The organism is Streptomyces sp. NPDC086549, assembly GCF_044746205.1.
GTDB lineage: Bacteria > Actinomycetota > Actinomycetes > Streptomycetales > Streptomycetaceae > Streptomyces.
In genome coordinates this window covers 751,948-773,250 of sequence record NZ_JBIVBS010000003.1, presented here as the reverse complement: position 1 = coordinate 773,250, position 21,303 = coordinate 751,948, and the positions used below count along the sequence as shown (strand labels likewise).

General features: G+C 71.9%; 19 protein-coding genes and 1 tRNA gene. 5 read left to right on the top strand and 15 right to left on the bottom strand.

Features of this window, described 5'->3' with window-relative positions:
- Positions 1–202 precede the first annotated feature (202 nt).
- Positions 203–1,225: a LacI family DNA-binding transcriptional regulator gene (locus tag ACIPSA_RS14430; protein WP_402633546.1), complete on the top strand. Its 1,023-nt coding sequence runs from the start codon at positions 203–205 to the stop codon at positions 1,223–1,225.
- Between the two features lie 642 nt (positions 1,226–1,867).
- Here the strand turns inward: ACIPSA_RS14430 and ACIPSA_RS14425 are convergent.
- A tRNA-Pro gene (locus ACIPSA_RS14425) sits at positions 1,868–1,941 on the bottom strand.
- Between the two features lie 125 nt (positions 1,942–2,066).
- Between ACIPSA_RS14425 and ACIPSA_RS14420 the strand changes: the two genes are divergently transcribed.
- A complete protein-coding gene (locus ACIPSA_RS14420; protein WP_402633543.1) occupies positions 2,067–2,774 on the top strand; it encodes a transketolase in 708 nt (235 codons plus the stop codon).
- A gap of 53 nt (positions 2,775–2,827) precedes the next feature.
- Positions 2,828–3,739, top strand: a complete 912-nt coding sequence (locus tag ACIPSA_RS14415) for a transketolase family protein (RefSeq protein ID WP_402633541.1) — start codon at positions 2,828–2,830, stop codon at positions 3,737–3,739.
- A 95-nt stretch (positions 3,740–3,834) separates the two neighbouring features.
- Here the strand turns inward: ACIPSA_RS14415 and ACIPSA_RS14410 are convergent, their stop codons facing one another.
- From ACIPSA_RS14410 to ACIPSA_RS14345, 14 genes are all read right to left on the bottom strand, one after another.
- Positions 3,835–4,194 carry an MmcQ/YjbR family DNA-binding protein gene (locus ACIPSA_RS14410; RefSeq protein ID WP_402633539.1) on the bottom strand — a complete coding sequence of 120 codons (360 nt, stop codon included), beginning with the start codon at positions 4,192–4,194 and terminating at the stop codon, positions 3,835–3,837.
- Between the two features lie 109 nt (positions 4,195–4,303).
- Positions 4,304–5,206 (bottom strand): LysR family transcriptional regulator, encoded by a 903-nt coding sequence (locus tag ACIPSA_RS14405; RefSeq protein ID WP_402633537.1) that lies wholly within the window; start codon positions 5,204–5,206, stop codon positions 4,304–4,306.
- 61 nt (positions 5,207–5,267) lie between these two features.
- The gene (locus tag ACIPSA_RS14400; RefSeq protein WP_402633535.1) at positions 5,268–6,461 is read right to left on the bottom strand and encodes a glycine C-acetyltransferase; all 1,194 of its coding nucleotides are present in this window, start codon (positions 6,459–6,461) and stop codon (positions 5,268–5,270) included.
- Positions 6,462–6,488: 27 nt separating this feature from the next.
- On the bottom strand, positions 6,489–7,517 hold the full coding sequence (tdh, locus tag ACIPSA_RS14395; protein WP_402633532.1) for an L-threonine 3-dehydrogenase: 1,029 nt from the start codon (positions 7,515–7,517) through the stop codon (positions 6,489–6,491).
- 235 nt (positions 7,518–7,752) lie between these two features.
- The gene (locus tag ACIPSA_RS14390; protein WP_402633529.1) at positions 7,753–8,331 is read right to left on the bottom strand and encodes a GAF domain-containing protein; all 579 of its coding nucleotides are present in this window, start codon (positions 8,329–8,331) and stop codon (positions 7,753–7,755) included.
- Between the two features lie 61 nt (positions 8,332–8,392).
- Positions 8,393–8,992 carry a GTP-binding protein gene (locus ACIPSA_RS14385; RefSeq protein WP_402633526.1) on the bottom strand — a complete coding sequence of 200 codons (600 nt, stop codon included), beginning with the start codon at positions 8,990–8,992 and terminating at the stop codon, positions 8,393–8,395.
- Complete coding sequence (locus ACIPSA_RS14380) at positions 8,970–9,341, bottom strand: DUF742 domain-containing protein (RefSeq protein ID WP_402633801.1); 372 nt, start codon at positions 9,339–9,341, stop codon at positions 8,970–8,972. The genes ACIPSA_RS14385 and ACIPSA_RS14380 overlap by 23 nt, the downstream gene beginning before the upstream one ends.
- Positions 9,342–9,343: 2 nt before the next feature.
- Positions 9,344–9,778 (bottom strand): roadblock/LC7 domain-containing protein, encoded by a 435-nt coding sequence (locus tag ACIPSA_RS14375; protein WP_402633524.1) that lies wholly within the window; start codon positions 9,776–9,778, stop codon positions 9,344–9,346.
- 91 nt (positions 9,779–9,869) lie between these two features.
- A complete protein-coding gene (locus ACIPSA_RS14370) occupies positions 9,870–11,975 on the bottom strand; it encodes an ATP-binding protein (RefSeq protein ID WP_402633522.1) in 2,106 nt (701 codons plus the stop codon).
- Between the two features lie 241 nt (positions 11,976–12,216).
- A complete protein-coding gene (locus tag ACIPSA_RS14365; protein ID WP_402633519.1) occupies positions 12,217–12,681 on the bottom strand; it encodes a hypothetical protein in 465 nt (154 codons plus the stop codon).
- A 71-nt stretch (positions 12,682–12,752) separates the two neighbouring features.
- On the bottom strand, positions 12,753–13,685 hold the full coding sequence (locus tag ACIPSA_RS14360) for a hypothetical protein (RefSeq protein ID WP_402633516.1): 933 nt from the start codon (positions 13,683–13,685) through the stop codon (positions 12,753–12,755).
- A 45-nt stretch (positions 13,686–13,730) separates the two neighbouring features.
- On the bottom strand, positions 13,731–14,990 hold the full coding sequence (locus tag ACIPSA_RS14355; RefSeq protein WP_402633514.1) for a hypothetical protein: 1,260 nt from the start codon (positions 14,988–14,990) through the stop codon (positions 13,731–13,733).
- Positions 14,987–17,254 carry a hypothetical protein gene (locus ACIPSA_RS14350; RefSeq protein ID WP_402633511.1) on the bottom strand — a complete coding sequence of 756 codons (2,268 nt, stop codon included), beginning with the start codon at positions 17,252–17,254 and terminating at the stop codon, positions 14,987–14,989. Before ACIPSA_RS14350 ends, ACIPSA_RS14355 begins: the two co-directional genes overlap by 4 nt.
- Positions 17,255–17,814: 560 nt before the next feature.
- The gene (locus ACIPSA_RS14345) at positions 17,815–19,092 is read right to left on the bottom strand and encodes an MBL fold metallo-hydrolase (RefSeq protein WP_402633508.1); all 1,278 of its coding nucleotides are present in this window, start codon (positions 19,090–19,092) and stop codon (positions 17,815–17,817) included.
- 286 nt (positions 19,093–19,378) lie between these two features.
- Between ACIPSA_RS14345 and ACIPSA_RS14340 the strand changes: the two genes are divergently transcribed.
- Together ACIPSA_RS14340 and ACIPSA_RS14335 are read left to right on the top strand one after the other, a co-directional pair.
- Positions 19,379–20,557, top strand: coding sequence for a Glu/Leu/Phe/Val dehydrogenase dimerization domain-containing protein (locus ACIPSA_RS14340; protein WP_402633505.1), 1,179 nt, complete (start codon positions 19,379–19,381; stop codon positions 20,555–20,557).
- 101 nt (positions 20,558–20,658) lie between these two features.
- On the top strand, positions 20,659–21,279 hold the full coding sequence (locus ACIPSA_RS14335) for a TetR/AcrR family transcriptional regulator (protein ID WP_402633502.1): 621 nt from the start codon (positions 20,659–20,661) through the stop codon (positions 21,277–21,279).
- Positions 21,280–21,303 lie beyond the last annotated feature (24 nt).

Here is a 21,303-nt window from a genome sequence, read left to right as displayed (position 1 = left end):
ACGGCGAGCCGTCCCTACGCTCGAAGAGGGGGAAATTCATGGCCGTTCAGGGCGCCGCAACGTGCGCCGCACCGTGTCGCGCTTCATAGCTGCGCAATCGGTTGCCGCGAAATTAGGCTCGCGGCCGAGGGGTGTCAAGATCTCCGGCAAGCCCTGGTGCAATCCATTGTCATCGCGCCTGCCCCGGCATACGGTGGGGCTTGTGACGAGGTTGAGCGACGTGGCGCAGGCGGCCGGCGTCCACCCCGGCACGGCGTCGAGAGCACTGAATCCCGACACCCGTCACCGGGTGTCGGCGGAGACGGTCAGGCGCGTCCTCGCCGTGGCCGAAAAGCTGGGCTACCAACCGAACTCCGTCGCGCGTGCCCTGCGCACCCGGCGCTCCCGGATGGTCGCGATCCTCATCCCCGACCTGACCAACCCCCTCTTCCCGCCCATCGTCAGGGGCGTGGAGGAGGCGCTCGCCGTCGAGGGTTACTCGGCGCTGCTGGTCAGCACGGACAACGACGAAGACAAGGAAGCGCGGCTCTTCGCGGAGTTGCGCGGCCGTCAGTGTGACGGCTTCGTGGTCGCCACCGCGCGCCGCGAACACCCCCTGCTCGAGCGCGCGGCGGTGGACGGGGTGCCGATGGTGCTCGTCAACCGGGTCCTGGACAGCCGGCACACACCCTCGGTCACGGCGGACGAGGCAGCGGGCGTCGACGCCGTCGTCCGGCACCTCACCGGTCTCGGGCACCGGCGCATCGCACACATCGCCGGCCCGCAGGAGCTGTCGACCGGCCTGATCCGGCGCCGTACCTTCCTCGACTCCTGTGAACAGGCCGGGCTGGACCCCCGGCACACCCCCGTCGTCGACGCCACGGCATTCAGCGAGGCCGCGGGTACCACGGCCATGGACAGACTCCTCGCCACGTATCGAGGCCCCGAACGTCCCACAGCCGCGTTCGCCGCGAACGACCTTCTCGCTCTCGGAGCGCTGGACGCGCTGGCGGCGTTCGGGCTGCGCTGCCCCGAGGACATGTCCGTGGCGGGTTTCAACGACATGCCGTTCCTGACGCGGATGACCCCGCCGCTGACGACTGTGCACGTGCCCCAGCAGGAAATCGGCGCCGAGGCGGCACGCATGCTGCTGAGGTGCATCGACCAGCCGGGACCGCCCCGGTCACTGCTGCTCGGCTGTCCGCTGGTCGTACGCGCCTCCACTGGGCCGGTGCCGCGGAACTGACGATCCGCTCGCGCTTGCGCCAAGGCTCTGCGCCGACGGGTGGTTCGCGTTTGTCGGAAGGTGATGGCGTCCCGTACACCCACTGCCGTGTGCTCGTCGGCCCCCTCGGAGCACCGACGAAGTGGCCAACTGGGGCGCTCAGTCACAACCGGCGTGATCCGCAGCGCCAGTTGACCGGTCGCACTGCTACTGGCCAGTCCGCCGCGGCATCGACGCTGCGCGACGGCCCGGTCGGGCACCCCTGGTTCATGGGCTGCCGGTGTGGTCAGTCGCCGTCCGATTCGAGGCTCTCGTAGCTCTGGAACCAGTGGACGTCGAAGTCGTGACGATTTCACGACACCACCTGGGCCGGCTGGGCTCCGTCGACGGCGCCGTCCTCGCCACCACAACCACCGCGACGGCATCGCCGGCTACTGGCAGCGGCGGCAAATGACTGGACGCGACCGTACCGGCACCGGCCCGCGGAGGGCGGAAAGGGTGCACGTCGACGGACAATACGGCGCGCCTTGACCCGGTCAAGGCGTGCTTCAGCGCAGTCAAGTGCGCTGGTCCCCAACTGGTCCCCAACTGGTCCCCAGGAATGATCAAGGGGCTGCTTCAGATGTGCTCTGAAACAGCCCCTCGACCTGCGACTTCGCAAAGTCGGGACGACAGGATTTGAACCTGCGACCCCTTGACCCCCAGTCAAGTGCGCTACCAAGCTGCGCCACGTCCCGGTGCCGTTTGACCTGGGGTTTCCCCGGTCGAAACGTGCAGGGAAACAATACCGCACTCGGGTCGGTGGTCGCGCACTCCTTTTTGCCTTGACCTCAAGTTTGGTTGAGGTTGGACGATCGTCCGCATGACGATCACCGAGCAACACGGACGCACCTACGCCTACGCGGACCTGCCCGCGCTGATGGGCCGGATGACCGGCGACGAGAAGCACGGCCCGGCGGCCACGTCCACGCTCGACGTGCTGTGGGTGCTGTACGACCGGGTGCTGCGGGTCGGGCCGGAGATGGTGGCGGACCCGGCACGCGACCGGTTCCTGCTGAGCAAGGGGCACGGGCCGATGGCGTACTACGCGGTGCTGGCCGCGAAGGGCTTCGTCCCGGCGGACTGGCTGCCGGGCTTCGGCTCGTACGGCTCCCCGCTCGGCCACCATCCCGACCGGGTGCTGGTGCCGGGGGCCGAGATCGGGAGCGGGTCGCTCGGGCACGGGCTGCCGATCGCGGTGGGCACCGCGCTGGGCCTGCGGGCGCAGGGGCTGGACGAGCCGCGGGTGTGGGTGCTGATCGGGGACGCCGAGCTGGACGAGGGCAGCAACCACGAGGCGATCGCCTTCGCCGGGCCCGCCGGCCTGGAGCGGCTGCACACCGTCGTCGTCGACAACTCCTCCGCGAGCCATGCCCGGCCCGGCGGGATCGCCGCGCGCTTCGAGGCGGCGGGCTGGTCCGCGCTGAGCGTCGACGGGCGCGACCACGGAGCGCTGTACGCCGCCTTCACCGCCCCGCATCCGGGCCGCCCGCATGTGGTCGTGGCCCGCGTCGAGCCCAAGAACGCCTGAACCGTCCTGCACACATGAGACCGTCCTGCGCACATGAGAAAGGTCTGACCTCCATGGACACCATGCGTGACCGTTTCGCCCCCGTCGTCTCCCGGATCCTGGACGACGATCCTCGCGTCGCCGTCGTCCTCGCCGAGATCGGCAAGGACGGCTTCGCCGAGGCTCGGCGACTCCATCCGGACCGGGTGATCAACGTCGGCATCCGCGAGCAGTTGCTCGTCGGGGCCGCGGCAGGGCTGGCGCTCACCGGGATGCGACCGGTGGTGCACACCTTCGCCAGCTTTCTGGTCGAGCGGCCGTTCGAGCAGGTCAAGCTGGATCTCGGCCACCAGGATGTCGGAGCCGTGCTGGTGAGCGCGGCGGCCTCCTTCGACTGGCCCGCCGGCGGGTACACGCACATGGCGCCCGGCGACGTGGCGCTGCTCGACACCCTGGACGGCTGGACCGTCCATGTGCCGGGGCACCCCGACGAGGCCGAGACGCTGCTGCGGCACGCGGTGGCGGCGGGCGACGACAAGGTGTACGTCCGGCTGTCCGTGCAGGCCAACCGGCAGGGGCTCGCGGTCGACGGGCGGCGCCTGCGCACCGTCCGCGAGGGACGCTCCGGCGTGGTCGTCGCCGTCGGTCCGATGCTGGACGCCGTGCTCGCCGCCACCGAGGGCTTCGACGTCACCGTCCTGTACGCGACGACCGTACGGCCCTTCGACGCGGCCGCGCTGCGCCGGGCCACGGAGGCGGCCGGCACGGACGTCGTGCTCGTCGAGCCGTATCTCGCCGGGACGTCGACGGCCGCCGTGAGCGAGGTGCTCTCCGACGTGCCCCACCGGGTGCTCGGGCTGGGTGTGGGGCGGCGCGAGCTGCGACGGTACGGGACCGTCGAGGAGCATGTCGTCGCGCACGGGCTCGACGCCCGGAGTCTGCGGGAGCGGATCGGGGCGTTCGCCGGAGCCGCGGTGCCGAGGTGACCGGTGACCGATGACGATCAGTATCGACCAATGGCGATCGATTGCGATCGGCATGGGGTCGATGGGGAGCGGTGTACGGTCGCGTTCGATCGATTTCACACCCCGCCGGGCAGCCCCAACTCCGGATGGGAGTCCAGGAGTCGCGGCGGGGCCGCCTGCCGCCAGGAGTCGGCGAGGATGTCGCGCAGCTCGTCCTCGTCCTCCAGCACGGAGAGCCGCACCCGGACCCAGGCGAACTGGGCCTCGTGATCGGCGATCCAGAACTTCTCCGGCTCCGCCAGCACCAGTTCGTCGCGCTCCTCCTTGGGACAGCGCACGGCTATGGAGGTCTCCTCCTCGGGCAGCGTGGCGAACATCTTCCCGGCCACCCGGAACGTGGGCATGCTCCAGGCGATCTTCTCGGTGGTGTCCGGCAGGGACAGGGCGATACGGCGTACGTCTTCGGCATCCGGCATGACACGCACCGTAGCCCGTCCCACTGACAGTCACCTGGTCACGGCGGTCGGAGCGCCCATCCGCTCGCAGTCGTGGGACGACACCGGCAACAGGCGGGTCACGGCAGGCTCACGCCTGCGCCGCCTCGCCCAGTGCGTCCAGCACCGGGCGGATCAAAGGGTGCCCCTCGGCTCCCCGCCGTACCGCCGCGAAGACCCGGCGGGTGGGGGCCACACCGTCGACGGGGCGCACGACCACACCCGTCAGGTCCATGCCGCGCAGCGCGGAGCGGGGGACGAGGGCGACGCCGGCGTCGGCCGAGGCCAGGGCCACGACCGCGCGGAAGTCGTCGGAGGAGTGTTCGAGGCGGGGCTGGAATCCGGCGCTCTCGCAGGCCAGGACGACGACGTCGTGGCAGGGGTTGCCGGGGTACGGGCCGATCCACGGGTCCTTGGCGAGTTCGGCCAGGGGGACCTCGGCGGTGCCGGCCAGGCGGTGGGTGACGGGGACGACCGCGTCGAAGGGCTCGGCGTAGAGCGGCACGTGGGTCAGGCGCGGGTCGTCGGCCGGCGGGGCGCCGCGGTACTCGACGGCGACCGCGACGTCGACCTGCCGGTCCAGGACCATGGGGAGGCTGGCGTCTCCCTCGGCGTCCTGGACGCGGATGCGGATGCCGGGCGCCGCCTGGGCGAGGCGGGCCACGGCGGGGGCGACGACCTGCGCGATGCCGGTCGCGAAGGCGGCGACGGTGACCGTGCCGGCCTCGCCCGAGCCGTATGCGGCGAGCTCCGCCTCGGCCCGCTCCAGCTGGGCGAGGACGGCGTTGGTGTGGCCGAGCAGAATCTCACCGGCGGGGGTCAGCCGTACGCCCTTGGCGCCACGCTCGACCAGCCGGTGGCCGGTCTCCTGCTCAAGGGCCGTCAGCTGCTGGCTGACGGCCGAGGGCGTGAGATAGAGCGCGGCGGCTGCCGCCGTGACCGTGCGGTGGTCGGCCACCGCACGGAGGATGTGGAGCCGCCGCGCTTCGATCATGCGAATGATTATCGCAATATGTCCGGGTGGTTCGGGTCCGGGGGGTTCGGGTCCGCCCCCGTCAGGCGTCCAGTTCCGCCCGCGCCGCGACGAAGGCGTCCACCGCGCGGTTCACGTCCTCCGTGGAGTGCGCGGCCGACAGCTGGACGCGGATCCGGGCCTGGCCCTGCGGCACCACCGGGTAGGAGAAGCCGATCACGTACACCCCGCGCTCCAGGAGCAGCTCGGCCATGCGGCCGGCCCGCGACGCGTCGCCGATCATCACCGGCGCGATGGCGTGGTCGCCGGGGAGGATGTCGAAGCCCTCCTCGGTCATGCGGCGGCGGAACAGCGCCGTGTTCTCGGTGAGGCGGACCCGCAGCTCGTCGGCCGACTCCAGCAGGTCGAGGACCTTGAGGGAGGCCGCCGCGATCACCGGGGCGAGGGTGTTCGAGAAGAGGTACGGCCGCGAGCGCTGGCGCAGCAGGGCCACGATCTCGGCGCGGGCGGCGACGTAGCCGCCGGAGGCGCCGCCGAGCGCCTTGCCGAGGGTGCCGGTGATGATGTCGACGCGGTCCATCACGCCGTGCAGCTCGGGGGTGCCGCGACCGGTCGGGCCGACGAAGCCCACGGCGTGCGAGTCGTCGACCATGACCATCGCGTCGTAGCGGTCGGCCAGGTCGCAGATCTCCCGGAGCGGGGCCACGTAGCCGTCCATGGAGAAGACGCCGTCGGTGACGACCAGTCGGCGCCGTGCGGACTGCGCCTCCTTCAACTGGCGCTCCAGGTCCGCCAGATCGCGGTTGGCGTAGCGGAATCGGCGGGCCTTCGACAGCCGGATGCCGTCGATGATCGAGGCGTGGTTCAGCGCGTCGGAGATGACCGCGTCCTCCTCGCCGAGGAGCGTCTCGAAGACGCCCCCGTTGGCGTCGAAGCAGGAGGAGTACAGGATCGTGTCCTCCTGGCCGAGGAAGCCGGACAGCCGTGCCTCCAGCTCCTTGTGCACCTCCTGCGTGCCGCAGATGAAGCGCACGGACGCCATGCCGTAGCCCCAGCGGTCCAGGGCCGCGTGGGCCGCGGCGATCACCTCGGGGTGGTCGGCGAGACCGAGGTAGTTGTTGGCGCAGAAGTTGAGCACCTCGCCGGGGCGGCCGCCCGCGCTCACGTTGACGGTCGCGGACTGCGGGGTGTCGATGACGCGCTCGGGCTTGTGCAGACCGGCGGCACGGATCTCGTCGAGGGTGGCGCGCAGATCGTCGCGTACGGAGTCGAACATCGGAAAGCTCCTAGAAAAGCGGGTGACTTACGCGGTCCAGTCGAGGATGATCTTGCCGCCGCGGCCGCTCGCCGCGTCGGCGAACGCCGCCTCGAAGTCTCGGTAGTCGTACCGGCCGGTGATCACGGGGGAAAGGTCGAGGCCGCCTTCCAGCAGCACCGACATCGCGTACCAGGTCTCGAACATCTCGCGGCCGTAGATGCCCTTGATGGTGATCATCGAGGTGACGATCCGGGACCAGTCGACCGGGAACTCCTGCGTCGGCAGGCCGAGCATGGCGATCCGGCCGCCGTGCGTCATGTTGGCGATCATGTCGCGCATGGCCTCGGGGCGGCCGGACATCTCCAGGCCGATGTCGAAGCCCTCCCGCAGGCCGAGTTCGCGCTGTCCGTCGGCGATGGAGGACTGCGCGACGTTGAGGGCGAGGCTCACACCGATCTTCCGCGCCAGCTCCAGGCGCTCCTCGCTGACGTCGGTGATCACGACGTTGCGGGCGCCCGCGTGCCGGGCCACGGCCGCGGCCATCAGACCGATCGGGCCGGCACCGGTGACCAGGACGTCCTCGCCGACCAGCGGGAAGGACAGCGCGGTGTGCACGGCGTTGCCGAACGGGTCGAAGATCGCGGCGATGTCGAGGTCGACGGGGACGCGGTGCACCCAGACGTTGGCGGCGGGCAGGGCGACGTACTCGGCGAACGCCCCGTCCCGGCCGACGCCGAGCCCGACCGTGGCCCGGCACAGATGACGGCGGCCGGCCAGGCAGTTGCGGCACTTGCCGCACACCAGGTGGCCCTCGCCGCTGACCCGGTCGCCCACCTTGATGTCGGCGACGTCCCGGCCGGTCCCGACGACCTCGCCGACGAACTCGTGTCCGACCACGAGCGGCGTGCGGATCGTCTGCCGCGCCCAGCCGTCCCAGGACCGGATGTGCAGGTCGGTGCCGCAGATGCCGGTCCGCTGGACCTTGATCAGTACGTCACCGGGTCCGACGGTGGGCTCGGGGACGTCCATGAGCCGGAGCCCGGGCTCCGCCTTCTCCTTGACCAGCGCCTTCAACGGTACGGCTCCTGTGGGTGAGGTCCCGGTTGCGCGCACGCCGAAGGAGCCCGCACCGGGGAAAGGGGTGGAATCCCGATGCAATCTGCCGTACTAGCGAGGCCCGGTCCATCGAGGTTTTCTTAACCGCCGCCTCAGCTTTCCTTCACGCCACTCGCAGCCCCGGCCTCACGCCCCTCGCAGAGACCTGTCCCCACGCCCTCGCAGCCCCGGCCTCACACCCCGCGCAGCCCTGTCAGATCGGCAGTCCGTCGTCCGCCTGCCGCTCCAGCCGTACGGCGAGTTCCGCGGCCGTCGACTTGATGGTCTCCAGGCCGGTCCGCCCCCAGGGCCGGGGCTCGACGTCGGCGACGCACACCGTGCCCAGCACCATCCCGGTGCTGTCGATCAGCGGGGCGCCCAGATAGGAACGGATGCCGTACTCGTCGACGACCGGGTTGCCCGCGAAGCGCGGGTAGTCGCGCACGTCCTCCAGCACCAGCGCCTTGCGCCGGACCACCACATGGGGGCAGAAGCCATGGTCGCGCGGCATGGAGCGGCCGACTTCCGGTCGCGGCGTACCGTCGGCCCGCGTGACCGGTGCACCGGCCGGGATGCGCAGACCCGCGAAGAACTGCCGTTCCTCGTCGATGAAGTTGACCATGGCGTACGGCGCGCCGGTCAGGGCGGCGAGTCGGTCCGCGAAGGCGTCGAGGGCCGGCTCCGGGCACTCTCCCAGGCCGAGTCGACGCAATCTGTGGGTGCGGGCGGGGGCCTCCTTGTCCTCGGGGGTGAGCAGCAGACCCCGGACCGGCCTCGGCGGCTCGTAGCTCATGGCCTGGCTCCGGCTCTGTGGATGTAGGTCATATACGGGCTCCGTGGCGGGTGTGCGGGGATCACATGTGGGCGCCGTGGCTCGGCGCGGGGGCCGGGGCGTGGGCGATGAGGTGGCGTACGAGGGTGAGCAGGGTCTGGACACCCGAGCTGGAGATGCGGGCGTCGCAGCGGACAACGGGGATCCGGGGGTCGAGGTCGATGGCGGCGCGCACCTCCTCGGGGTCGTAGCGGTGGGACCCGTCGAACTCGTTGATGGCGACGATGAAGCCGAGACCGCGCTCCTCGAAGAAGTCGACGGCCGCGAAGCAGTCCTCGAGGCGGCGGGTGTCGGCGAGGATGACCGCGCCGAGCGCGCCTTCGGACAGCTCGTCCCACATGAACCAGAACCGCTCCTGTCCGGGGGTGCCGAACAGGTACAGGACATGCTGCGGGTCGAGCGTGATGCGGCCGAAGTCCATCGCCACGGTCGTCTCGACCTTGTTCTCGATGCCGTCGAGACTGTCGGTCGCGGCGCTGACCGTGGTGAGGAGCTCCTCCGTGCTGAGCGGCGCGATCTCGCTCACCGCGCCCACGAGGGTGGTCTTGCCGACCCCGAACCCGCCCGCCACAAGGATCTTGAGTGCGGTGGGGAACGGGTCAGAGCTGTCGTCGTAGTCCATCGAGCACTGCCTCCAGAAGAGACCGGTCAGTGGGGTTGTGGTGGAACGCGGGGGGCTTGGCGGTCAGCGCCCCGCAGTCGACGAGGTCCGAGAGCAGCACCTTGGTGACCACCGCCGGCAGCTTCAGATGCGCGGCGACCTCGGCGACCGGGACGGGCGCGCGGCACAGGTCGAGTGCCTGGGCGTGCTCGGGGCCGAGGTAGCCGAGGGGGGTGGACCCGGTGGCCATCACCTGCGACATGAGGTCGAGCGCGATGGTGGGCCGGGTGCGGCCGTTGCTGACCGTGAAGGGGCGCACAAGGCGTCCGGCCGCATCATCTAGCCAGGGCTCGTCGCCGGCCGTCGGCACGCTCAAGGCCTCGTCGCCGGGGGTTCGGCGGCGTACTGCCGGGGCGCGGTCACCAGGTAGGGGCGGACGCTCTTGACCAGCATCGCCATCTCGTAGCCCAGGACGGCCGCGTCGGCCTCACGCCCCGCGAGCACGGCGAGACAGGTGCCGGAGCCGGCCGTGGTGACGAACAGCAGCGTCGAGTCGAGTTCGACGACGACCTGCCGGACGTCCCCGCCGTCACCGAACCGGATGCCCGCGCTGCGGCCGAGGGAGTACAGGCCGGAGGCCAGGGCGGCCATGTGGTCGGCGCTGTCGGGGTCGAGGCCGTGGACGGACTTCACCAGCCCGTCGCAGGACAGGAGCACCGCGCTGGTGGTGTGCGGTACGCGCTGGACGAGGCCGCTCATCAGCCAGTCGAGGTCGGATACCTGGGCGGTCGGCGCATCGCTCGCCATGGTGGATCGACTCCTTGGGGTACGAAGGTCCGCGGGAGCGCGGGGCGTGGGGGTGGTCGTGGAGGTGGTCGTGGAGGTGGTCATGGGATGGTCATCCGGCCGGTGCGCTCCCGTCGGGCCGGGTGGTGAATTCGGACCCGTGCGGGTGGTCGCGCGCCTCGCCGATGGGGGCCGCGTCCATGCGCGGCCGGTCCAAGGTGGGCGGGGTGGCCATGGACGTTGGAGTGGCCATGGCCACCCCGCCCATGTGTGGTGACTCCACGGGGGCCGGGTGCCGCATGTCGGTTGCGGACCGGTCCGTCAGGCTCGTACGACCCGGCTCCGTGCGGGATGCCGTGGGGTACGCCGACTCCGTGTGCTGTTGCGCCTCGGCGAGACCGATCCCGCGCTGAAAGGCCGCCATCAGGCCGGGGTCGTGTCCCGCGAGGGTCTCGCTGTCCTGGCGTGGTGCCGGGCCGCCCCTGAGCTGGGGCGCGATGTGCTCCTGGGCGCGGCGGCGGGGCAGTTGGGGCTTGCCCATGGTGCCGCGTACGGTGCCGCCGGCGCGCGGGGTGGGCGGCGCGGCCGTGTTCTCCGCGACCGTTGGCCGGTCGTCGGGCCGGATCCCGGGCACGGCGGCGGCGGGATTGGGCCGTGCGTCACGGGCGCCGCGCACCGGCAACGGCGCCGGTGCGCCGGCGTGGGCCGGGCCCGCCGTCGCGGACTCACGCGGCGCGGGCCGGCTCCGGCCGGCGGACGGCGGCTCCGCGGGACCGGCCTGCGGACCGGGCCGCTGTCCCGGCCGGGCACCACTCCCGGAACGCGTCGGAGTTCCGCCCTGGGGCCCGCCCGCGGTCCCGACCGCAGTTGCGCTCTGAGCGCCGACCGCCGCTCCCCCGGATCCTCCCGGTCCCCCGGGTCCTCCCGGTCCTCCCGGTCCCCCGGGTCCCCCCGGCAGGTGCCCGCCGCCCGTCGCGTCGCGGGGCTGCGGTACGGCTCCGGGGGCGCCCGGCGTCGTGCCCAGCAACTCCTGCGGGACGACGAGTACGGCCTGCACACCGCCGTAGATGTTGCTCTGCAGGCGGACGTGGATGCCGTGCCGCTTGGCGAGCTGGGAGACGACGAAGAGGCCGATGCGGCCGTCGGCCAGCAGGCTGGCGACGTTGACCTGGTCGGGGTCGGCGAGCAGGGCGTTCATCCTGCTCTGCTCCCCGACCGGCATGCCGAGCCCGCGGTCCTCCACCTCGACGGCGAGCCCGGAGGTCACGAGGTTGGCGCGGAGCAGGACCTGGGTCTGCGGGGCGGAGAACACCGTCGCGTTCTCGACGAGTTCGGCCAGCAGATGGATGACGTCGGCCACGGCGTGCCCGCGCAGCTCGCCGTGGATCGGCGGCACGAGTTTGACCCGCGAGTACTGCTCGACCTCGGCGATGGCCGAGCGCAGCACCTCGGTCATGGACACCGGATTGCTCCACTGCCGCCGGGAGACGGCGCCACCGAGCACGGCGAGGTTCTCGGCGTGCCGCCGGATGCGGGTGGCGAGGTGGTCCACGTGGAACAGGCCCTTGAGCAGGTCGGGGTCCTCGATCTCGTTCTCCAGCTCGTCGAGGATCGAGATCTCCCGGTGCACGAGGGACTGCAGTCGGCGGGCCAGGTTGACGAAGACTTCGAGCTTCTGCTCGCTGCCCGCCTGGCTGGAGAGCTGTGCGGCCTGCACGACGGCGGTGACGGCGCCGTCGTGCGCGCGGGCCAGGTCGGCGGCGAGCAGTTCGAAGTCGTCGGCGTCCTCGGGCGGTCCGCCGCGCGGCTTGCGCTGCGGGGCTCCCTCCCCGCGGCGCAGCGCCTCGACGAGGGAGCGCAGGTCGGCCTCGCCGCGCGCGGCGTTGCGGCGCAGGGCGACGACGCGGTCGCGCACCGAGCGGGCGGCGCGGCCCGCGGCCACGGCGGCGATCACAATGCCGGCGACCGTCACCGAGAGCGCTCCGGCGATCACGGCCCACAGGGTGATGCCGGGCCGTGTTCCGGTGGAGCGGACGAGGAACAGGACGACCGCGCTGCCGCTGAGCGCGACCGCGGTGGGCGGCAGCACGGCGAGGCGGAGGAGTTGGGGCCGTATCTGGGTCTCGGGCAGCGCGGGAACGGGGCGGGTGACCGGTCGCCCGTGCCGGCCGCCCTCACGGCGGTCGGCGCGTGCGGCCGGCGCACGGAGGTGAGACATCGGTGTCCTCGTACTGGTCCGTCGGGCCTGATTCCTCGCGCGTGTGCGCGACGTGGGCATGCGCCATCACGGTGCCGGTCGAGAGGGCGTCAGAATTCGGTGTTCGGCCCTGCGTCGTCCGACGGACACTCACGGTAGTCGCCTGTGCGTCATGCCCGGTGGGCAGTTGACAAAGTCCCACGGGGAGTGTCCCGCTCTGGTATGAGGCGTCGTGCGACAGTCCGATAAACCCCGGTCCATTTCACGCCTTCGGCTTCCACAGGTGGATCTCGACCGCTCGCACGGCGTCGGGCCCTGTGCCGTGGCAGGTGAAGTCGGCTTCCGTACGGCCGAGTTCCACGTTCTCGGCGATGGCCTCCAGTGTGTGTCCGGCCCTCCAGGGGACCGTCAGCTGCACTGTGGCGCGCCACTTCCAGACTTGGTCGTCCAGCAAGTCCATCACCTCTCGCCCCGAGTTCAGGACGGCGTGGCTTCTGGGCGACCACCCCGGGAACCTGTCGAGCCACTGCAGCCCCGGTATCCGCTCAGGCACCCATTCCCCGAGAACAGAGATCTTCTTCCGCGGCACGATCCGCAGAAAAGCCTCGTCCGCCTCGGCCTCGGCGGTGCCGTCCAGCCGTATCAGCCGGCACTCGCCGTCCTCCTCCGAAGTGGTCCACTCCTCGACCCTCCAGTGCGTCTCCGCCCCGTCCACGGCGAGGCCCATCTCCTGCCAGGCGGGCCGGTATCCGTGTGGGAGGACCGGGACCGAGCCAGCGCCCGCGCCGGCATCGGCGGCTACAGCACCTCGACGACCACCAGGATCAGCAGGACGACCGCGACCAGGATCAGGGCCGCGCACCCCAGCCCCGCCCTGCGCAGATACCGCTCGGCGTCCCGCCCCGACCTCGTCGGAGTCCCTGTCGGGGCAGGAGCTTTTCCCGGCATCACCGGGCTCTCGGGGGACACCGGGAAGGCGCCCGGAAGGACATCGCCCGCCCGCGCCGGGACGTCGCCGGGGCAGACGAGCAGGCTCACCTCGTGCCCGTCCCGGGTCAGCCGGCGCACGGCGTCCGAGAGTGCGGAATCGTCCGCCACGTCCGCCGCGAACACCAGGTCGCCCAGCACCGCTACGCCCTCGCCGGTCCCCGCGAGCAGACGGGAGACCCTGTCCAGGAAGTGCCGGCGGTCCTTCTCCTGGTCCTGGACCCCCCACCACAGGTCGGAGCCCGCCGTGGACGGCCCCGGGCGTTCCTCCACGGACGGGGAGTACGGGTCCAGCTCCAGCCTGTTCACGGCCTGCGCGAACCGTCGCTCCTTCTCCCTGACGTCGTCGGGACCGTGCCGGCCCTGCAGCCGGCCGACGACCTCGTCCGGGAAGGCCTCGGAGAAGGCGCGGCGCAGGCGGGTCGTCGGCGCCCCTCCGACCACCTCGCGCAGCCAGAGCTCGACCAGTGGCAGCGCGACGGACGTCGTCTCGCGCTCGTCGCAGGAGCCCACCAGCGCCAGCTTGAACAACGCGTGCCTGCCCCTGGGGTCGAGCCGCCCCGAGTGGACCGGGGACAGGTACAGCGACCACCGGCCGTCTCCACCGGACCGGACGCACAGACCCTGGTTGTTCCAGTCCACGAGGTCCGCGAAGGTCAGCCACCAGGACTCGGCCGGCTCACCGCCGAGGAAGTCGTACTCCTTGACAGCGCCGGTGGCGCTCATCTTGACGTAGGCGTGCATGGCCACCCTGTTCTTCTCGTACGTCCCGTCTCGTACGCAGGTGACTCACAGCCGGCGTACCCGCTCGCTGTAGTCACGCTTCGCCAGGCCCTCCACGACCGCCTGGAGGTTGTCCAGCGCTCCCAGGGAGCGCAACCGCTCCTCCCCGAGCCGGTCCGCGGTCTGTTGCTCGCGGGCCGACCGACCGAGTCCGAGCTGGCCCGCGATGCGCAGCCAGCCCAGGCGGGGAAACGCCGAGCCCGGATCGGTCAGCCGGATGAGCTCGTCCCGGCCGATCCTGTCCCCGATCAGCTTGTCGGCGGTGCGGAAGAAGCTGCCCACCAGGCCGCGGTCCCGCTGCGCGTAGGACTGGGCCGCGTGATGCCGTTCGGCGAGGCCCCGTTCGTGCTCCTGCTCCGCCTTGCGGCGGGCTTCCACGAGGGTGCGGCACAGGGCGGTCAGCAGGTCGTCGACGCCACGGATGTGCCGCTTCCCGTCGTTGACGACACGGAAGTGGGGTTCGCAGCGGACCCCCGTGTCCTCGTCGGGCGGCCATGTGACATAGACACGATCCACACAGCCGAGGGTGTCGACGGGCAGGTAGAGCAGTTGGGCATGCGGGGCCTCGTCGCGCACCGCCCTGATGCAGTCGGCGTAGGCGACGCGGAACTGCTCGTACAGTTCGGCGGAGCGATCGGCGCCGCGGGCACCGCCGAAGTCGTCGGCGTCGCGCAGGTAGGTCTCGCACTTGACCGGCACGAAGATCACCAGAGCGGGAGACTCCGGGGCCAGGGCGCGTCCACGGGCCCACAGCCTCAGGACCTGCATGGTGTCGTGCAGGCGCAGCAGCAGGGGTACGGCCCGGAGCTGACGCGGTGTCACGGCCTCCACCACGGTGGGCGCATCGACCGGGACCAGCAGGACGGAGCTGCGCAGCATGAAGTCGTGCACGGCCGCCCAGCCCTCTCTGGCCTGCTCACTGATCCTGCGCCCGGGATCCAGCCAGCCTCCCGGATAGTCCTTGATGTGGAGGGCAATCCCGGTGTCCGGTACGCCGGGGTCCAGCCGGAGGTGGAAGTCCACCACGGAGTCATTGGCCCGGAGGGACTCGCCCACGAACTGGGTCCGCTGGATCACCCCCGCCAGCGCGTCGGCGTGATTCGCCATACGGCGGGCGGTCGGGTCGTCGTCCGCGACCACCGTGACGCCGCTTCCGGCGAGGACGTCCTGCCCGGCCAGGAACACCGAACTGATCAGTGAGGTCTTGCCGACGCCCCGCGGTCCGACGAGTCCGACGTCGAAGACGACCTTCTCGTCGTCGCTCATGCCTCCCCACCCCCCTGGCCCGTCTGCCGCGCCAGGGCCGCGGTGACCGTGCGCGTGAGGTCCTCCAGGTCACGCGCCCGGCCGGCTTCGGCCTCCAGTCGCCGGAACTCGTCGGACCACAGCAGATCCCGGTGGCTGCGGGCCAGGCGCAGGAACTCCCGGCCGGAGTCGGCGGAGAGGATCAGCTCGTCCTCGAACTGCTTCACGGCCGCGTACAGGACGAGCGCGGGGACGACGGCCTCGCGTTGCAGAGCGACCATGGTCTCGAAGGCCGCCTTGTGGGTGCGTTCCCGCAACTGCTGTTCCAGGATCTCGGCCCCCTCCTCGTCGGCGGTCACCAGCAGGGCCACTTCGGGTCGTCCGGTGTCGGCGTCGGCGCCCTCGAAGCTGAATCCGTCGAGTTCCTCGCGGACCCGGGGATGCAGGTGTGTGCGGTAGTCGAGGCGGGTCTCCAGCAGGTCGTGCACGGCGTCGGCCAGTACGGGACACGAGGCGTCGCGCAGTCGCCGCTCCAGGGTGCGCAGCGCCTCCTCGCCGGTGGCGCCGTCCAGAAGAGGCCCACAGGCCTTGTGGAACGCGGCGCCGACATCCTCCCAGGTCCGGGCCAGTTGCTCGTGGAAGAAGCCGTCCAGGGCCCGGAACCTCCGGGTCACCTCGACCCGTACCCGGTGCATCTCCTCGACCAGGAAGGGGGACGCGGCGCGTTCGGCGGGCATCCTGAGCCTCGCCTCCTCCTGCCAGCGCTCCGAGCCGAGTCCGAATCCGTCCTCCGCCCAGACCCGCACCTCCTCGAACACGGCCTCCACGGCGTCGGTGTAGCGCTCGTCCATGCCGTCCCGGTGGGCCGCGCGCCACAGTTCGGCGACCACCGCGCGCAGGCCGTGGTCCACCTTCCAGCGCAGCTCGGTGGCCCGCCGCTGCAGCAGCTCCTGCTCGACATGGGTCAGGTCCGCCGTGCCGGGCCGGCGGCCGAGGAGCCGTGGCAGTGCCTCCGCGAGCCCGTGGGCGGTCTCCGTGGCCCGCGCCGTCACTCCGGCGAGCACCTCGTCGTCCATGGCGGGCAGGGTCCGCGCCAGTGTCTCCAGCAGCGGAACGAGCAGGGTGGTGTTCACCGACTCCCGGTCGACGGCGTCCGTTTCGAGCACCCGGTAGAAGGCGTCGTCGGTGCCCGCGTTCACGGTGGTGCGCAGATGGCTGCGCAGGGCCGCGATGCCACCGGCGGACTCCCCGCCGTGGTTGATGACGAAGTACACGTAGTGCCCCGGGGTACGTACGTGTCCCCTGGCCCTGTCCAGCAGTTTGAGCGCCTTGTCGTCGGCATCGGTGTAGTAGGCGGCGGTACTGCTCGGGCGTACGACGAGCAGTACCGCGTCCACGTCGTGGCGCAGGTTGTGCAGGTGCCGCTCCTCGGCTCCGGACGCCACCTCGCCGAGGCCCGGCAGATCGACGACGACCAGCCGTGCGACGTCGCCGTGCGGGAACGGGCATTCGATGAGCGCCTCACGCACGGCCAGGTGCGGCCGGTTCGGCACCCCGGCCGACACCTCCTCCCCGGTCGGGTAGGCCACGAAGGGCCGCAGTCCGTCCAGCTCCTGCTCCAGCTCGCCGCCGGTGAGCAGATGGGCGTACGTGTCGAGCGACGCCTGGATGCCCAGCAGGCTCCGCAGCAGGGGGTTGTTGCTGTGTTCGTCGGGGGTGCCGGGATCGGGCCGTGGGTAGGTCCGGTTCCTGAACTCCTCGACGGTGCGCGGGAGTCCGTCCAGTCCCAGATCGCGGTGGTACGGAGCGACCACTTCGGCCAGGAACGATTCGACGGTGTGCAGGCGCAGCAGGGCGCGGCGCCGGTCACTCTGCATGATCCTGCTGCGTACGGCGGTCACCGGGATGTCCGGCCCGGTCGGGATCTGCTCGTCGGTCAGTCCCGAGATGCTCTGCAGCAGCGTGCTCTTGCCGACGCGTGCCTTGCCGCTGACGCCGATGTTGATCGTGTCCCGGGCGAATCTGGCACGGGCCGCGCGCAGGTCGTCCAGCGTCGCGGCCACGGCGGCGCGCAGCTCCACGGCCCCGGGATCCGGCGCCGCCGTGTCCGGACGCCGCTCGAACGGGCCGGCCGCCGGGGCGTCCGGCGGTGCGTGGAGTGCCTCGGTGATCCTGGTGAGCCCGGCCTCGATGCCGGACCACGTGCCGATCTCCAGGTCGAGCGCGGCGAGCCGGCTGTGCCGTGCGGCCACGAGCGCTTCGATACGGTCGGCGATTTCCCCCATGGTGGTGCTCCCCCTGTTGCCCCTGCGTACTCCCGTCGCCACGACCGCTCGCGCGAGTGGCCCGCCTCGCCCCCGTCGCGGCGTCCAGGCGGCATACGCGGTGTGTACGAGCCCGCTCGTGGCGTGGTCTTCCCCCGTCTACGGCGGGCCCACCGCTGACGCCGCCCCATTGTGCAGCGCGGGGAGACCGTGGCACCCGGGCTTGCGGGATCGCCGCCGCGCAATGGGAGCACGATGCGAACAGCGCGCGACCTCGCGCGCCCCCTGCGCGCCGTCGCCTCGTGCGAGGGGCCCCGTGCGAGGCAGAAAAGACAGCGTGCGGCTGAGGCTCCCACGGGGCCGCCGGAGCGGCAGACGCGGCCGGAGACGCGCACAGCGTGAGACGCGGCCAGAGACACGTACAGCGGCAGGCGCGGCCACAGACACGTACGCCGGCGGGCGCGGCCAGAGACACGTACAGCGGCAGGCGCGGCCACAGACACGTACGCCGGCGGGCGCGGCCAGAGACACGTACAGCGTCAGGCGCGGCCGGTGGTCCGGCCGCGCGGTGCCTCACCTCGTCAGCCCGCCGGAACGGTCTCCGGGTCGCCCTCGTCCTCGGCCGGGCCGCCGGGAACGTCGGCCGCCGCGTGCACCCGGTCCTGGTCCGCCGGGGACGCCACAACGTCGCCCGCCACGACGTCGGCCGCCGCGCCGGTGTCCGGCAGGGCCGGCCAGCCGCCCGCCGGGGTGCGGGCCACGCCCCGCCACCACGGCTCCGCCGGCACGGTCTCGGAGGTCGGCTCGAAGGGCTCGCCGGCGCGGGGCAGGGCGATCCGCGCACCGGCCTCGCCGGCGGCGGCGATGGTGCCCTCGCCGGGGTCCGACCAGGCGTGGGTGGCCAGGTTGAAGGTGGCCCAGTGGATCGGCAGCATCACTCCGTGCGGCCGGCCGCCCTGGAGGTCGAGGTGGGCGCGCATGCCCTCCTCGGGGGTCATGTGGATGTCGGGCCAGAAGTCGGAGTAGGCACCGATCTGGATCATGGTGGCGTCGAAGGGGCCGTGGTCGGCGCCTATGTCCTTGAACCCCTCGAAGTACCCGGTGTCGCCGCTGTGGTAGATCCGGTGCCGCTCTCCGGCCACGGCCCAGGAGGCCCAGAGCGTGTGCTGGGTGTTGCGCAGGCCGCGGCCGCAGAAGTGGCGGGCGGGGGTGGCGGTCAGCGTGAGGCCGCCGACCTTGGTCGCCTCGTGCCAGTCCAGCTCGCGCAGCCGGTCCGCGGACACGCCCCAGTGCTCCAGGTGGGCGCCCACGCCCAGCGGCACGGCGAACAGGGTGTCCGTGCCGGCCAGCGCCTTGATCGTGGGCATGTCCAGGTGGTCGTAGTGGTCGTGCGAGATGACCACGACGTCGACCGGGCCGAGCGCCGCCAGTGGGACCGGGACCGGGTGCAGCCGCTTGGGCCCGGCGAACGGGAACGGGGAGCACCGCTCACCCCAGACGGGGTCGAAGAGCACACGCTGTCCGTCGATCTCCGCGAGCACGCTGGAGTGGCCCATCCACGTCAGCCGCAGCCCGGTGGCCGGGGGCTTGGCGAGGTCGGCGAGGGTGGTGGCGTGCACCGGGACCGTGCCCTGCGGGGCGCGCCTGGGCCGCTCGTCCTTGTCGAAGAAGACCTTCGCGAAGTCCAGCATCGAGCCGGAGGGCCGGGTGCGTGCCGTGCCTCCCGGGTTCTGGAAGACACCGTCCTTGAAGTGGGGCGATCTGTGGATACGCGCCAGGCGGTCACCGCCCGGGTCCACGCCGAAGGCAGCGGGCTGCAGTGCGCGGAGCCCGGAGCTCAGGGAACGCAAACCGGTCACGGTACCTCCAGGTGGTGTTGCTGAGGTCATCCATTATGGTCGGCCCCTCCGACATCTCCGGATCGCCGGGGTCACGGTGCGGTGTCACCGGCCCCGTGAAATCCACCGGCGCCCGACGTCACATCCGTGCTGTCTCGTCCGTCACACCGCTGAGGGCACCCTCGACCGGCAGAAGTCCCGTCCCTGCGCGTTCTTGCGTTGACACAGGCGGACCGGCCTTCGGATACTGACCCACGATTCAGTAACCATCGGCGCGCCGGCGCGCCGCCCCCGAGGAGAACACCGCATGACCGCCCCCCTCATGTCGCTCGTCTGGACCGACCACGTCACCGGCCACCAGGGCTTCCTGGTCGTCGACCGGCTGGTGCGGGGAGTGGCCAGCGGCGGTCTGCGGATGCGGCCCGGCTGCACCCTCGACGAGGTGGCCGGGCTCGCCCGCGGCATGACCATGAAGGAAGCCCTGCACTACAACCCCGAAGGCCGCTACGTGCCCCTGGGCGGCGCCAAGGGCGGCATCGACTGCGACCCCCGAGACCCGGAGGCGTACGGGCTGCTCGTGCGCTACCTGCGCGCCATGCGGCCGTACATCGAGAGTTTCTGGACCACCGGCGAGGACCTCGGCCTCACCCAGGACCTGGTCGACCGCGCCGCCGCCGAGGCGGGGCTCGTGTCGTCCATACAGGCCGTGTACCCGCTGCTGGACGACGAGGCCACGGCGCGCCGACGGCTCGCGGACGCCTTCGCGGTCGAGGTGGACGGCATCGGCCTCGACGAGCTGGTCGGCGGCTGCGGGGTCGCCGAGTCGGTGCTCGCCGCCCTGGACCGGGCCGGGGCGCCGCACATCGGGACACGGGTCGCCGTGCAGGGACTGGGCACCATGGGCGGGGCCACGGCGCGCTTCCTCGCGCGGGCGGGCCTGACGATCGTGGCCGTCGCCGACATCAAGGGCACCATCAGCAATCCGGCGGGCCTGGACGTCGAGGCGCTGCTGGCCGCGCGGGACGCGTACGGCACCGTCGACCGGGCCGTGCTGCGCTCCGACGACCGCGAACTGCCGGGAGACGCCTGGCTGTCCGCCGACGCCGACGTGCTGGTGCCCGCCGCCGTTTCGTACGCGATCGACACCGTCGACCAGGAGCGGATCACCGCCCGCTGGATCGTCGAGGCGGCCAACATGCCCGTGCTCCCGGCGGCCGAGGAACTGCTGTCCGCGCGCGGGGTGACGATACTGCCGGACGTGGTGGTCAACTCCGGGACGAACGCCTGGTGGTGGTGGACGCTGTTCGGCGACATCGGTCCCGACGCGGACGAGGCGTTCGCCTACACCCGGCGCTCCATGCGTGCCCTGATCGACCGCATGCTGGCCCGCGCGGAGGCGGACGCCACGACACCGCGGGCGGCCGCGCACGCCATCGTGGCCGACCGGCTGCCGGTGATCGCGGAGCGGTTCGGCTGGTACCGGTGACGTGTGCCGGAGAGCCCCGCCCGTCGGCCTGAGGCCGGCCGCGACCGCCCGCCGCGGGCTCGACCACCAGTTCGTGGACGGAAACGGATTAGGGTGGCCGCGTGGCGAGAGTGCGGTTGAGCGTGGCGGAGCGGCGGGAGGAACTGCTGCGTGCCGCCGTCGAGCAGATCGAGGCGCGGGGCGTGGCGGCGGTCAGGATCGCCGACGTGGCCTCGGCCCTCGGGGTGAGCAACGCACTGGTCCTGTATCACTTCTCGACCAAGGAGAAGCTGGTCGCCGCCGCGTTCACCCATGCGGCCGAGGACGACCTGGCGCATCTGCGCAAGCTGCTGGGCCGCCGTACGACCGCGCTGCGCCGGCTGCGGGCCGCTGTGCGCTGGTACGCGCCGACCGGTCAGGCCAAGGGCTGGCGGCTGTGGATCGAGGGCTGGGCGGTGGCCCTGCGCGAGCCCGCCCTCCGCGACGTCACCCGGAATCTGGACAGCCAGTGGAAGGCGGCCATCACCGAGGTCATCGCGCAGGGCGTGGCGGCGGGCGAGTTCCGGTGCCCCGACCCGAACGGTACGGCCCTGCGGCTGACGGCCCTGCTCGACGGGCTCGCCGTACAGCTGACGTCCTATGCGGGCGCGGTCCCGCGGTCCCGGGCGCAGCAGTGGGTCGACGAGGCCCTCGCCCGGGAACTCGGCCTGGACCGGGAAGCGTTGACGGCGCCGGAGCGGTGAACGCTCCGGCGCCGTCACGCCGTG